A 13,487-nucleotide genomic window follows, 5' to 3' on the forward strand; every position below is an offset into this window, starting at 1 on the left:
AGCGATTCCGCTAATCGCGCATTCACCGCGCGCGGTTATGGTGAAATCCTCATCCGTTGCCAAGGCCCGCTCGATGACCCTCCGCCAGTTCACCCTGCGCGCCGCGGCGCTGCTGCTGCTCGCCACCGCCGCCCAGGCGCAGGCCGAGCCGACCATCCAGGGCCGCCAGGTCAGCGTCGGCGCCGCCGACGTGCAGCACTATCTGGACGGCAGCTTCCCGCAGACGCACAAGGCGCTGGGCGGGCTGATCAAGATGACCGTCCGCGACCCGAAGCTGAGCCTGCCGCCGGGCGACCGGCTGAAGATGCAGTTCGACCTCAGCATGGCCACCGGCGGCGGCACGCCGACGCCGTTGGGCCAGGTGCTGCTGACCAGCGGCCTGCGCTACGACCAGCAGAGCCAGAGCTTCCACCTGCAGTCCCCGACCATCGACGACTTCCGCCCGGCCGCCAGCGGCGGCAAGCTCGACGCCAATACCCGCGAGTTGCTCAATGCCTGGCTGGAGGACTACGCGCGCAAGGAACCGATCTACAAACTCGATCCGCGCCTGACGTCCATGCTCGGCGACGTGCAGATCCAGTCGGCCGGCGTGGAGAACGGCACGCTGGTGGTGCGCTTCAACCAGGACATCAGCAAGCTGGTGCCGGCCGGCGCGCTTCCCGCGCAGTAGATGCACGCTCCGGCACGGCCTGAGCCTGCCCTGGACAGACATGCAGAAACGGCGGCCTCGGCCGCCGTTCTGCTGTCTGTCTGTTTCACTCGCCGCGCCGCGGCGGCGCCATGCCGCCGCCGGACTCAGCCCAGCGCCTTGGCCACCGCCTGCGCGAAGGCCGGGATGTCGTCGGGCTTGCGGCTGGTGATCAGGTTGCCGTCCACCACCACCTCCTGGTCCTCCCAGCGCCCGCCGGCATTGGACAGGTCGGTCTTCAGCGACGGCCACGAGGTGACCTGGCGGTCGCGCACCAGCCCGCTCTCGGCCAGCAGCCACGGACCATGGCAGATCGCCGCCACCGGCTTGCCGGCGCTGGCGAAGGACTGGATGAAGGCGATCGCGGTCGGCTCGGTGCGCAGGTTGTCGGGATTGATCACCCCGCCCGGCAGCACCAGCGCGTCGTAGTCGCCGGCCTGGGCCTGCTGCAGGCGCTTGTCCACCGGCACGCTGTCGCCCCAGTCCTTCTTGTCCCAGCCGCGGATGCTGCTCGCCTCGCCCGGCGCGATCACGTCGACCTGAGCGCCCCAGGACTCGAGCAGGCGCTTGGGCTCCTGCAGTTCCGACTGTTCGAAACCGTCGGTGGCCAGGACAGCCACTTGCTTGCCGGCAAGGGAAGGCATTGCGCTCATGGGACACTCCTCGACTAGGGGAGTGCCACCGTAGAAGCGCGTCGGTGGCAGTGCCGTGAACCGCGCGTCGGCGCGGCGTGCATGGGGCGGCCCGTGCGCTAGCGCTTGGGCTGCAGCATGGTGCCGGTGCAATTCCTGGCGCCGCAGCGGCACTCCCAGATCTTCTTCAGCCGCGGCGTGTGCCGCTCGGCCAGGGTGATGCCGTAGTTGTAGGTGAGTTCCTCGCCGGGCTTGATGTCGCGCAGCGCCTCGATCACCACCTTGTCCTTGCGCCGGTCATCGCCCTCGGCCTCGACGATCACCGCCTCGCAGTTCGGCGCGCAGCTGTGGTTGATCCAGCGCGCGTCGTTGCCCTCGTAGTTGGCGTCGATCACGTAGTCGTCGCTGAGGGTGAACAGGAAGGTGTGCCCGGTCTCCACGTCGCCGGCCTCGTCGCGGTCGACCTCGGCATGGGTACGGCGGCGGCCCTTGTATTCGATGATCCGCTCGCCTTTCTTGAGCGGCAGCACGGCGAACACGCCATTGCCATGGATGCGGGACTTGCGGGCGGCGATCTTGCGGGGCATGCGGCGATCCGGACAGGAAAGCGCAGATTCTGGCGCACATCGCCCGCGATCCCAAGCCCGCGGGCGGCGGTCGGCCATTCCTTGCCCGGCCCGGGTCCGAATCGCAGCGATCGAAAGAAAAGATGAACGGCCCGGTTGGACGCTGCGGCGCAAAAGAGTACAATTTCGGTCCGCATTGAACTCCCACCGTGTCGCCATGCTCCGCGTCACCAAGCTCACCGATTACGCCACCGTCGTGCTGACCGTGCTCGCCGCGCGTCCGAACGAGGTGTTGAGCGCGACCGAACTGGCCGAACAGGCCGGGCTGGAGCCGCCCACGGTCAGCAAGCTGCTCAAGCCGCTGGCCCAGGCCGGCCTGGTCGAGGGCCTGCGCGGCGTGCGCGGCGGCTACCGGCTGGCGCGCCCGGCCGACGCCATCACCCTGATCCAGATCGTCGAGGCGATGGAAGGCCCGCTGGCGATCACCGAATGCAGCCACCACGGCAGCCAGTGCAGCATCGCCCAGACCTGCGGCGTGCGCTCCAACTGGCGGCTGATCAACGACGTGGTCGCCGACGCGCTGCGCGGCGTGACCCTGGCGCAGATGCTCCACCCCCTCCCCCCTTCCGGCGATCCCAAGCGGCGCTCCATCGCCGTGCGGTTCGCGACCACCTGACCTGTAGGCAGCCCCATGGCCACCGAAAACGCTGAAATCCTGGAACGGCTGGGACGTCGCTACGACGCCGGCTTCATCACCGACATCGAATCCGATTCGTTCCTGCCCGGCCTCAACGAGGACGTCGTGCGCGCCCTGTCCGTGAAGAAGGACGAGCCGGAATGGATGACCGAATGGCGCCTGGCCGCCTACCGGCACTGGCTGAAGATGCCGATGCCGCACTGGGCCAAGCTGGACATCGCGCCGATCGACTTCCAGGCGCTGAGCTACTACTCCGCGCCCAAGGGGCCCAAGTACGCCTCGCTGGACGAAGTGCCGAAGGAACTGCTGGACACCTACGACAAGCTCGGCGTGCCGCTGCACGAGCGCGCCAAGCTGGCCGGCGTGGCGGTGGACGCGGTGTTCGACTCGGTCTCGGTCGGCACCACCTTCCGCAAGGAACTGGCCGAGAAGGGCGTGATCTTCTGCTCGATGTCCGAGGCGATCAAGGAGCACCCGGAACTGGTCAAGCAGTACCTGGGCAGCGTGGTGCCGGTCGGCGATAACTTCTTCGCCGCGCTGAACTCGGCGGTGTTCTCCGACGGCAGCTTCGTGTTCATTCCCAAGGGCGTGCGCTGCCCGATGGAGCTGAGCACCTATTTCCGCATCAACGCCGGCCACACCGGCCAGTTCGAGCGCACCCTGATCGTGTGCGAGGACCAGGCCTACGTGTCCTACCTGGAAGGCTGCACCGCGCCGATGCGCGACGAGAACCAGCTGCACGCGGCGGTGGTCGAGCTGGTGGCGCTGGAAGACGCCGAGATCAAGTATTCCACCGTGCAGAACTGGTACCCCGGCGACGAGGAAGGCCGCGGCGGCATCTACAACTTCGTGACCAAGCGCGGTGAGTGCCGCGGCGCGCGCAGCAAGATCACCTGGACCCAGGTCGAGACCGGCTCGGCGATCACCTGGAAGTATCCCTCGTGCGTGCTGCTGGGCGACGACTCGGTGGGCGAGTTCCACTCGGTGGCGCTGACCCATCACCGCCAGCAGGCCGACACCGGCACCAAGATGATCCACATCGGCAAGCGCACCAAGAGCAAGATCGTCAGCAAGGGCATCAGCGCCGGCCGCGGGCAGAACACCTACCGCGGCCTGGTCAAGGTGGAGCGCAGCGCCGAGGGCGCGCGCAACTACACCCAGTGCGACTCGCTGCTGATCGGCAAGCAGTGCGGCGCGCACACCTTCCCGTACATCGAGGTGCGCCACCCCACCGCGACCGTCGAGCACGAGGCCACCACCTCCAAGATCAGCGACGATCAACTGTTCTATTGCCGCGCCCGCGGCATCGACCAGGAGAACGCGGTGTCGATGATCGTCGACGGCTTCTGCAAGCAGGTGTTCCGCGAACTGCCGATGGAGTTCGCGGTGGAAGCCAAGAAGCTGCTGGAAGTGTCGCTGGAAGGCTCGGTCGGCTGACGCCTGCGAAGCCGGGAATCGGGAATGGAGAATCGGGAATCGGTTCTCTTCCCGCATCTTTCCGCTGCACCTCTACCTGCTCTTCCCTATTCCCCATTCTCGACTCCCGATTCCCAATATCATGCTGACCATAGACAACCTCCACGCCTCCGTCGCCGGCAAGGACATCCTCAAGGGCCTCTCGCTGCAAGTGAAGCCCGGCGAAGTGCACGCCATCATGGGCCCCAACGGCGCCGGCAAGTCCACCCTGGGCAACGTGCTGGCCGGCCGCGACGGCTACACCGTGACCGACGGCAGCGTGCGCTTCGAGGGCGCCGACCTGCTCGAGCTGGAACCGGAGGAACGCGCCGCCGCCGGCCTGTTCCTGGCCTTCCAGTACCCGGTGGAAATCCCCGGCGTGAACAACACCTACTTCCTGCGCGCCGCGCTCAATGCGCAGCGCAAGGCGCGCGGCGAGGCCGAGCTGGATTCGATGCAGTTCCTCAAGCTGGTCCGGCAGAAGCTGGCGGTGCTGCACCTGAAGGACGAGCTGCTGCATCGCGGCGTCAACGAGGGCTTCTCCGGCGGCGAGAAGAAGCGCAACGAGATCTTCCAGCTGGCGGTGCTGGAGCCGAAGCTGGCGATCCTCGACGAGACCGACAGCGGCCTGGACATCGACGCGCTCAAGACCGTGGCCGAAGGCGTCAACGCGCTGCGCTCGCCGGAGCGCGCGTTCGTGGTGATCACCCACTACCAGCGCCTGCTCGACTACATCAAGCCGGACGTGGTGCACGTGCTGGCCGACGGCCGCATCGTGCAGACCGGCGGCCCCGAACTGGCGCTGGAGCTGGAAGCGCACGGCTATGCTTGGCTGAAGGAGCGCGTGGCGCCCGAGGCGGCGCTGCAATGAGCGCCCTGCTCGACTCGCTGGCCGCCGCGTTCCATGGCGATGGCGCGCGCCGCGCGCCGCTGGAGCAGGCGCTGCGCGACGGCCTGCCCGGCCCGCGCAGCGAAGCCTGGAAATACACCTCGCTGCGCGCGCTGGAACGGCGCAGCTTCGCGCCCGCGCCGCAGGCCGCCGCGCCGGTGGACGCGGCGCTGCTCGACGGCATCCCGGCGCCGCGCCTGGTGTTCGTCAACGGCCGCGCCAGCGACGCGCTGTCGGACCTGTCCGGCCTGCCGGCCGGGGTGGAGCTGCAGCGCCTGTCGACCATCCTGCGCAGCGGCGACGATGCCATGCGCTTCCTCGGCCGCCGCTTCGAACGCAGCGACGAGGTGTTCGCCCGGCTCAACGCCGCCCTCGCCGACGAAGGCAGCGTGCTGCGGGTGGACGCCGGCGTGCGCGTGGAGCAGCCGTTGCACCTGGTGTTCGTCTCCACCGCCGCCGGGGCTGACCTGGCCTGGCACCACCGGCACCTGATCGAACTGCGCCAGGACGCGGCGCTGGCGCTGGTCGAGCATCACCTGCATGCCGGCGACGCCGCGCACCTGAGCAACAGCCTGGCGCACGTGCACCTGGCCGCCGGCGCGCAGCTGACCCACGCCCGCGTGCAGGACGACGCGGCCGGCGTCACCGCGCTGCTGCGCACCGACGCGGTGCTGGCGCGCGACGCGCAGTACCGGCGCGTGGACCTGGAACTGGGCGGCGCGCTGGCCCGGCACGAACTGAACGTGCGCCTGGAGGGCGACAACGCCCGGCTGGTCGCCAACGGCGTGCTGCTCGGCAACGGCCGGCGCCAGCTCGACACCCGCCTGGGCATCGAACACATCGCCCGCGACACCGCCTGCGAACTGCTGTGGCGCGGCGTCGCCACCGGGCGCAGCCGCGTGGCCTTCCATGGCGGCATCCACATCCGCCACGGTGCCGACGGCACCGACGCGGCGCTGTCGAACAAGAACCTGCTGCTGTCCGCCGACGCCGAGATCGATACCCAGCCGGTGCTGGTGATCGACGCCGACGAGGTCAAGGCCGCGCACGGCGCCACCGTCGGCCAGCTCGACGCCAATGCGCTGTTCTACCTGCGCTCGCGCGGCCTGCCGCAGGAGCGCGCGCAGCAGTTGCTGACCGCCGCGTTCTGCCGCGAGCCGCTGCGCGCGCTGGCGCCGGCGCAAGCCGAGTTCCTGCTGGCGCGGCTGGAGCGGGCGCTGAGCGCCGCAGGCGTGGCATGAACGGGCCCGCCACGCACGCCGCCACGCCGCTGGCGCCGGACTGGGACGCGGTCCGGCGCGACTTCCCGCTGCTGCTGCGCGAGGTGCACGGCAAGCCGCTGGTGTATTTCGACAACGCTAACACCGGGCAGAAGCCGCTGCAGGTCATCGCCGCGACCGATGCCTTCTACCGCCGCCACAACGCCAACGTCAGCCGCGCGGTGCACGCGCTCGGCAGCGAGGCCACCGAGGCCTATGAAGGCGCGCGGACCCGGCTGGCGCAGTTCCTCAACGTGCGCGCCGACGAACTGGTGCTGTGCAGCGGCGCCACCTTCGCGCTGAACCTGGTGGCGTACTCGTGGGCACTGCCGCGACTGCGCGCCGGCGACACCATCCTGGTGTCGCGCATGGAGCATCACGCCAACATCGTGCCGTGGCAACTGGTCGCGCAGCGCACCGGCGCCACCATCAAGGTGGCCGAGATCACCGCCGACGGCGCGCTGGACCTGGACGCGCTGCGCGCGGCGATGACCGCCGACGTCAAGCTGCTGGCCCTGACGCATGTCTCCAACGTGCTGGGCACGGTCAACCCGGTCCGCGAGATCTGCCGCGAGGCGCGCAAGCGCGGCATCGTCAGCGTCATCGACGGCTCGCAGGCCGCGCCGCACCGGCCGCTGGACGTGGCCGCGATCGGCTGCGATTTCTACGCCATCACCGGCCACAAGATGTGCGGCCCGACCGGCACCGGCGCGCTGTGGGCGCGGCGCGAGCACCTGCAGGCGATGCCGCCGTTCCTGGGCGGCGGCGAGATGATCAAGGAAGTCAGCTTCGACGGCACCGTGTTCAACGACCCGCCGCACAAGTTCGAGGCCGGCACCCCGAACATCGCCGGCTTCGTCGGCCTCGGCGCGGCGGTGGACTACCTGCAGACGCTCGGCCTGCAGCACGTGGAAGCGCGCGAGGCCGAACTGCTGGCCCACCTCACCGAGGAGCTGCAGCGGATCGACGGCCTGCGCCTGTTCGGCACCGCACCGGGCAAGGCCGCGGTGGTCTCGTTCCTGATCGAGGGCGCGCATGCCCACGACCTGGCCACCCTGCTCGACCTGGAAGGCGTGGCGGTGCGTTCCGGCCAGCACTGCGCGCATCCGCTGCTGCAGTTCTACGGCGTCGCCGCCACCTGCCGCGCCTCGCTGGCGTTCTACAACACGCACGAGGAAATCGAGCGCTTCGTGGCGGCCTTGCGCAAGGTGCGGACGCTGTTGGCGTGATTGGAGCCGGGAATCGGGAGTAGGGAATCGGGAATCGGGAATCGGCAAAGCACTGCACGTGCGGACTTCGCCTGGCAGAAGTGGTGCTCAAGGCGCCCTTCCCGCCTTGAGCGCGCGCATCTCGATTCCCGAGTCTCCATTCCCCATTCCCTGCGGCACGCCCTAAAATCGCGCCATGCACACCCTGACCTTCCGCACCGCCACCGTCGAGGACATCGACGCCATCGCCGCCCTGGTCACCTCGGCCTATCGCGGCGACAGCAGCCGCGCTGGCTGGACCACCGAAGCCGACCTGCTCGACGGCAACCGCATCGACCGCGAGGTGTTGCGCGCGGACATCCTGCGCCCGCGCAGCCTGGTGCTGCTGGCCGAACGCGACGGCGTGCTGATCGCCTGCGCGCACGTCGCCGACGAGGACGGTGCCGGCTACTTCGGCATGTTCTCGGTGCAGCCGCAGGCGCAGGGTGGCGGCCTGGGCAAGACCGTGCTGGCCGAGGCCGAGCGCATCGCCTGGCAGGAATGGCGGTTGCCGCTGATGCGAATGACGGTGATCGACCTGCGCGACGAACTGATCGCCTTCTACGAGCGCCGCGGCTATCGCCGCACCGGGATCAAGAAGCCGTTCCCCTACGGCGATGCGCGCTTCGGCCTGCCCCGCCGCGACGACCTGCGCTTCGAAGTGCTGGAAAAGCCGCTGGGCGGTGCCGCATGAGCGAGACCTGGACCTTCGTCTGCGCCGACGGCGCACTGCTGCCCGGCGAAATGAAGACGGTGTGGGACGAGGTGACCGCCACGCCGATCGTGGTGTTCAACTTCGACGGTCAGTTCTATGCGCTGGAAGACCGCTGCAGCCACGAGGACTACGAGCTGTCGCCCGGCACCTTCGACGCCGCCGCCGGCAGCATCGAATGCGTGCTGCATGGCGCCCGCTTCGATGTGCGCGACGGCCGCGCACTGTGCGCGCCGGCCTATGGCCCGGTGCCGAAATTTCCGGTGAAGTCAGAACACGGCGGGCTGTGGACCCGCGACGACCGCGACTGAGACCGCGCGTTTTCATCGCGCCACCGGCGTCGACCGCGCCTCTCGGCGGGTCGCCCGGTGCGCTTCTCTGCCTCTATGGCCCCCTGCGCTGCGCTCGTCGGGGCCCAGCGCCGTGCGCGTCCGCAAGGCCACAACTGGGATGGAAAGACCATCTCAATCGATCCAATTAAAGATCTCAATCAACTGGCCGCTAACGGAGAGACGAGGTAGACGAATATGCACTTCCGTCACGATTGCATGAAATATTCGTTGCATTTCGTATCAATCAGTGCCGCGACCGTCCCCTGGTACTCCCATTCCTCTTGCTAGGACCAGAGCATGACCGCTCTTCTGCATCGCTACAACGTCTCACGACGTCTCTCCTTCGCCTTCGGCCTGCTCATCCTGCTGTCCTGTGGGCTGGTGGTGGGTGGTCTGCTCACCCTCTCGCAAGCGCGCAGCCAGCTGGATACTGTCGCCCGCCGCACGGTTTCCACCATCGTCTACACCAACGAAATGCTCGACGCCAGTTCGGACATCGGCATCCAGTTGCGCAACATCGTGCTGCCGACCACGCAGGAAGAGAACATCGCCTTCGCCAAGATCATGGTGAAGGAACTGCGCCGCTATCGCGAGTACTGCGACAAGCTGTTCGCCATCCCCACTACCAGCCCGCGCGATCGCGCCCTGCGCGAGCAGATCAACCGGACCTACGCGCAGGCGACCGAGCTCAACCAGCAGGTGCTGGACTTGGGGCTGACCTACAAGTCCGACGATGCGATGAAGGTGCTGCTGTACCAGGCGGCGCCGGCCACCCAGCGCTGGCGCGAAGCGATCGGCGGCTATGCGGTCTGGCAGCGCAACAACGGCGAACAGGCCTATGCCACCGCCACCGCGGCAATGGACCGCGGCCGCATCCTGCTCATCACCGGCGGCGTGGCGGTGGTGCTGGTCAGCAGCCTGCTGGCGTGGATGATCACCCGCAGCCTCACCGTGCCGCTGGCCCGCGCCACCCGCGCCGCCGAGGCCATCGCCGATGGGCGCCTGGACAACGACGTGGCTACCGACGCGCGCGACGAACCCGGCCGCCTGCTGCTGGCGATGGGCCGCATGCAGACCCAGTTGCAGCGCTTCTCCCACGAGACCGCGTTGATGATCGAACTGCACGCGGACAAGGACATGAGCCACCGCATGCCGCAGGACTTCCCGGGCGTGTACGGCGAGCTGAGCAAGGGCATCAACACCATGATGTTCGAGCACCTGGACGCCTTTGTCGACGCCATCGGCGTGCTCAACGAATACGCCAACGGCGACCTGCGCCGCGACGCACAGCGCCTGCCCGGCAGCCGCGCGGTGCTGCACGAATCGATGGATGCGGCCAAGGCCAGCCTGCTGGCGATCAACACCGAGATCAAGCGCCTGGCCGCGGCCGCCGCGGCCGGCGATTTCAGCGCCCGCGGCGATGCCGGCCGCTTCCAGCACGACTTCCGGCTGATGGTGCAGGACCTCAACGCGATGATGGAGGTCAGCGATCGCAACCTGGGCAAGCTGTCGTCCCTGCTGCAGTCCATCGCCTCCGGCGACCTGACCGCGCGCATGCACGGCGACTTCCAGGGCGTGTTCGCGCAGATGCGCGACGACGCCAACGCCACCGCCGACCAGTTGACCGGCATCGTCGGCCGCATCCAGACAGCGGCGGTCAGCATCAACGCCGCCGCCACCGAGATCGCCACCGGCAACGACGACCTGTCGCGCCGCACCGAGCAGCAGGCCGCCAGCCTGGAAGAAACCGCCGCCTCGATGGAGGAACTGACCTCCACCGTGCGCCAGAACGCCGAGCACGCGCGCCAGGCCAACCAGTTGGCCGTCGGTGCCGCCTCGGTGGCCTCGCAGGGCGGCAGCGTGGTCGGCCAGGTGGTCGAGACCATGAGCGGGATCGAAGCCTCGTCGAAGAAGATCGCCGACATCATCAGCGTCATCGACGGCATCGCCTTCCAGACCAATATCCTGGCCTTGAACGCGGCGGTGGAAGCCGCGCGTGCGGGCGACCAGGGCCGTGGTTTTGCGGTCGTCGCCACCGAAGTGCGGACATTGGCGCAGCGCTCGGCCAATGCCGCCAAGGAGATCAAGACGCTGATCGACGACTCGGTCGGCCGCGTTGCCGAGGGTTCCGCCCTGGTCGACCAGGCCGGCAAGACCATGCAGGAGATCGTGGGTTCGGTGCAGCGCGTCACCGACATCATGGGCGAGATCTCCGCGGCCTCGCAGGAACAGACGGCCGGCATCGAGCAGGTCAACCAGACCGTGACCCAGATGGACGAAGCCACCCAGCAGAATGCGGCGCTGGTGGAAGAAGCCACGGCCGCGGCACGGTCGATGGAAGACCAGGCCGGGCAACTGGCCCAGGCGGTGGCGCTGTTCAAGATCGACACGGGCCACGCGGCGCCGGGCGTGACCCGCAGCGTCGCCGCGGCGCGCACCCAGGCGCCCGCCGCCGAAGTGCTCGCCCCCGCGGCCTGAGCCCGGCCTCGGCATGGCCTGCGACGCGCACGATCGGCGCGTCGCAGGCCATGCGCGCGGCATGCGCCGGCATCGGACACCTGGCGGCGCCGGAGCCGGCTGCGGCACACTGTGCGCCTCCCCCTTGCGAGCGCGCCCATGAAGATCGTCGAAGTCCGCCACCCGCTGGTGCAACACAAGATCGGCCTGTTGCGCGACGCGGCGCTGAGCACCAAGGGCTTCCGCGAGCTGGTCACCGAACTGGGCACCCTGCTCGGCTACGAGGCCACTGCCGACCTGGAGACCGAGACCCACACGATGGACGGCTGGGCCGGCCCGACCCAGGTGCAGCGCATCGCCGGCGCCAAGATCACCCTGGTGCCGATCCTGCGCGCCGGACTGGGCATGCTGCCCGGCGTGCTGGCGTTGATTCCCGCGGCGCGGGTCAGCGTGGTCGGCCTGCAGCGCGACGAGGAGACGCTGCAACCGGTGCCCTACTTCGAACGCCTCACCGGCCGCCTGGAAGAGCGCGATGCGCTGATCCTGGACCCGATGCTGGCCACCGGCGGCACCCTCATCGCCACCGTGGACATGCTCAAGCGCGCCGGCGCGCGGCGGATCAAGGGCATCTTCCTGGTCGCCGCCCCGGAAGGCCTGCAGGCGCTGGAAGCGGCGCATCCGGACGTGGAGGTCTACACCGCCGCGATCGACGAACGGCTCAACGACAAGGGCTACATCCTGCCGGGCCTGGGCGACGCCGGCGACCGCATCTTCGGCACCCGCCTGGGGTGAGCGGCGCCATCGCGCCGGCGGTGGCTCAGCGCTGCAGGTTCTGCAGCGCCGCGCTCACGTACACCAGCGGCGCGTTCCAGTTGATCGCCACTTCGTTGGTGGCGTAGCTGCATTCCTTGTCCAGGTACGACAGTGCTGGCAGCTTCGACACGTAGGCGTGCTTGCAGGCCTCGGCATCTTGCTGGCCCGGCTGCGGGCCGCCGACCAGCAGGCCGGGGACCGGCGTGGCCACGCCGTCGGCGATGGAGATGCGATGGTGGATGTGCATCGGCGAGCGCGCGCCGATGCCGGTGACGAAGGACATGCCCAGCGGATTGCGGCCGAGCACGTAGTCCAGCTGCGACTGCGCGGCCTGCAGGTATTCGGGCTTGCGCTGCAACTGGTAGGCCTGCAGCAGCATCATCGCCTGGTTCATCGCGGTGCCGTTGCTGCCCCAGTGGAAGTCGGCCTCGCGCATCGTCACCCGCCAGGCCGACCCCTGCCAGACCTGCACCAGGTGATCGGCCAGGCCCTCGATCTCGCTGGCGATGCGCGCCTGGTCGGCGCGCGGGGTCAAGCGCGCGCGGTGCTGCGCCAGCGACATCCAGGCCAGTCCGCCGACCTGGCGCCAGTCCGGCACGCTGGCCGGCACGTCGCGCGCCATCGCCGCCGCATAGAACGCGTCGTCGGCGGTGGCCAGGTACAGCTCGGTCGCGGCCCAGGCGAATTCGTCGTCGAACTGGTTGTCCCCGTAGGTGCCGGTGTGCACGTCGTCCGGCTGCCGGTAGGCCACGTCCGGGTGCGCCTGCGCCCACGCCCAGGCGCGCCGCGAGGCCTTGAGCATGCGCGTGGAGAGGCCGCCGAACTGCGCATCGAACGGCGCATAGACACGGCTGGCCTGGGCCATCACCGCGGCGAAGTCGAGCGTGGCCGCGGTGCTCTTCTGCACCACGTAGCGCGGCGCGCGCGCCTGGTCCGGCATCTGCATGCCGGCGAAGTCCAGGTTGGTCAGCTTGTGGTACACGCCGCCGTCGTGCGGATCCTGCATCGCCAGCAGCCACTGCAGGTTCCAGTCGACCTCGCGCAGGATGTCCGGCACCCCGCCGCCGCTGTCGGGAATGCCTTCCGGATGCGCGGCGAAATACGCCGGGAACTGCTCGTAGGCGGCCAGCAGGGTGTAGACGGTGATGCCGGAGTTGACCACGTACTTGTTGTAGTCGCCGGCGTCGTACCAGCCCTTGGGAGCGGCGATCACGGTGCCGGCCGGGCGCTCCGGCGAGGCCGCCGAGGCATGCACCAGCACCTGGTCGTCGGGATGCCCGGCGGCACGCGCGTGGCGGCCGGCGTAGGCGCCGTCCAGCGCGGTGCTGGCGCGGTTGTAGTAGTAGGCCTTGAGCGCGGCGCGCGACAGCGCGTTGTAGGCGTCCTCGCCGATGACGAAGCTGTCCGACGGCGGCAGGCCGTCGACCCGCAGGCGGTAGCGGCCCGGCGTGCGCAGCGCGGAAAAATCGGCGATGCGTACCGTCTGCTGCGCCGGCGGCCAGGTCGCGGCGGCGCCGAGCGTGCCGCGCAGCACCACCTCGTCGCTGTCGGCGCGCGCGATCGAGAACGCCTCGCCGTGGCCATCGGGCACCACCGCCAGCTTGCTCGCGGCAGGCAGGAAACCGACCTGATTCAGGCGGATCGGCGATGGCACGGAGGTGTCGGCGCGCGAGGTGCAGCCGCCCAGCAGCACGCAGGCGAGGAACAGGCAGGACAGGGGATGGGGCAGCTTCATGCGCC

General features: G+C 69.2%; 13 protein-coding genes. 10 read left to right on the forward strand and 3 right to left on the reverse strand.

Features of this window, described 5'->3' with window-relative positions; genetic code table 11:
* The first annotated feature begins 73 nt into the window (after positions 1–73).
* Positions 74–670, forward strand: coding sequence for a DUF1439 domain-containing protein (locus AC1PME_RS13295; RefSeq protein ID WP_307551244.1), 597 nt, complete (start codon positions 74–76; stop codon positions 668–670).
* Positions 671–795: 125 nt separating this feature from the next.
* Here AC1PME_RS13295 and AC1PME_RS13300 read toward each other — a convergent pair whose 3' ends face one another.
* Both AC1PME_RS13300 and AC1PME_RS13305 read right to left on the reverse strand, forming a co-directional pair.
* Positions 796–1,341, reverse strand: coding sequence for a type 1 glutamine amidotransferase domain-containing protein (locus AC1PME_RS13300; RefSeq protein WP_481096118.1), 546 nt, complete (start codon positions 1,339–1,341; stop codon positions 796–798).
* 98 nt (positions 1,342–1,439) lie between these two features.
* Positions 1,440–1,907, reverse strand: a complete 468-nt coding sequence (locus AC1PME_RS13305; protein ID WP_307551248.1) for an SET domain-containing protein — start codon at positions 1,905–1,907, stop codon at positions 1,440–1,442.
* Positions 1,908–2,103: 196 nt separating this feature from the next.
* Between AC1PME_RS13305 and AC1PME_RS13310 the strand changes: the two genes are divergently transcribed.
* The 9 genes from AC1PME_RS13310 to upp all read left to right on the forward strand — a co-directional run bounded on the left by AC1PME_RS13310 (position 2,104) and on the right by upp (position 11,726).
* Positions 2,104–2,562, forward strand: coding sequence for an SUF system Fe-S cluster assembly regulator (locus tag AC1PME_RS13310; protein ID WP_017909662.1), 459 nt, complete (start codon positions 2,104–2,106; stop codon positions 2,560–2,562).
* 15 nt (positions 2,563–2,577) lie between these two features.
* The gene (gene sufB, locus AC1PME_RS13315) at positions 2,578–4,020 is read left to right on the forward strand and encodes a Fe-S cluster assembly protein SufB (protein ID WP_307551251.1); all 1,443 of its coding nucleotides are present in this window, start codon (positions 2,578–2,580) and stop codon (positions 4,018–4,020) included.
* 121 nt (positions 4,021–4,141) lie between these two features.
* Positions 4,142–4,909, forward strand: coding sequence for a Fe-S cluster assembly ATPase SufC (gene sufC, locus AC1PME_RS13320; RefSeq protein WP_307551253.1), 768 nt, complete (start codon positions 4,142–4,144; stop codon positions 4,907–4,909).
* The gene (gene sufD / locus AC1PME_RS13325; RefSeq protein ID WP_481096119.1) at positions 4,906–6,168 is read left to right on the forward strand and encodes a Fe-S cluster assembly protein SufD; all 1,263 of its coding nucleotides are present in this window, start codon (positions 4,906–4,908) and stop codon (positions 6,166–6,168) included. Before sufC ends, sufD begins: the two co-directional genes overlap by 4 nt.
* The gene (locus tag AC1PME_RS13330) at positions 6,165–7,415 is read left to right on the forward strand and encodes a cysteine desulfurase (RefSeq protein WP_481096120.1); all 1,251 of its coding nucleotides are present in this window, start codon (positions 6,165–6,167) and stop codon (positions 7,413–7,415) included. Before sufD ends, AC1PME_RS13330 begins: the two co-directional genes overlap by 4 nt.
* 175 nt (positions 7,416–7,590) lie before the next feature.
* On the forward strand, positions 7,591–8,127 hold the full coding sequence (locus tag AC1PME_RS13335) for a GNAT family N-acetyltransferase (protein WP_254458476.1): 537 nt from the start codon (positions 7,591–7,593) through the stop codon (positions 8,125–8,127).
* Positions 8,124–8,456, forward strand: coding sequence for a non-heme iron oxygenase ferredoxin subunit (locus tag AC1PME_RS13340; RefSeq protein WP_307551257.1), 333 nt, complete (start codon positions 8,124–8,126; stop codon positions 8,454–8,456). Before AC1PME_RS13335 ends, AC1PME_RS13340 begins: the two co-directional genes overlap by 4 nt.
* Before the next feature lie 318 nt (positions 8,457–8,774).
* Entirely contained in the window at positions 8,775–10,955 is a 2,181-nt protein-coding gene (locus AC1PME_RS13345) for a methyl-accepting chemotaxis protein (RefSeq protein ID WP_481096121.1), read from the forward strand.
* A 138-nt stretch (positions 10,956–11,093) separates the two neighbouring features.
* A complete protein-coding gene (upp, locus tag AC1PME_RS13350) occupies positions 11,094–11,726 on the forward strand; it encodes a uracil phosphoribosyltransferase (protein WP_010342021.1) in 633 nt (210 codons plus the stop codon).
* 25 nt (positions 11,727–11,751) lie between these two features.
* Here the strand turns inward: upp and AC1PME_RS13355 are convergent, their stop codons facing one another.
* A complete protein-coding gene (locus AC1PME_RS13355; protein WP_307551263.1) occupies positions 11,752–13,482 on the reverse strand; it encodes a glycoside hydrolase family 9 protein in 1,731 nt (576 codons plus the stop codon).
* Positions 13,483–13,487 lie beyond the last annotated feature (5 nt).

Source organism: Xanthomonas sp. NCPPB 901 (assembly GCF_056725085.1).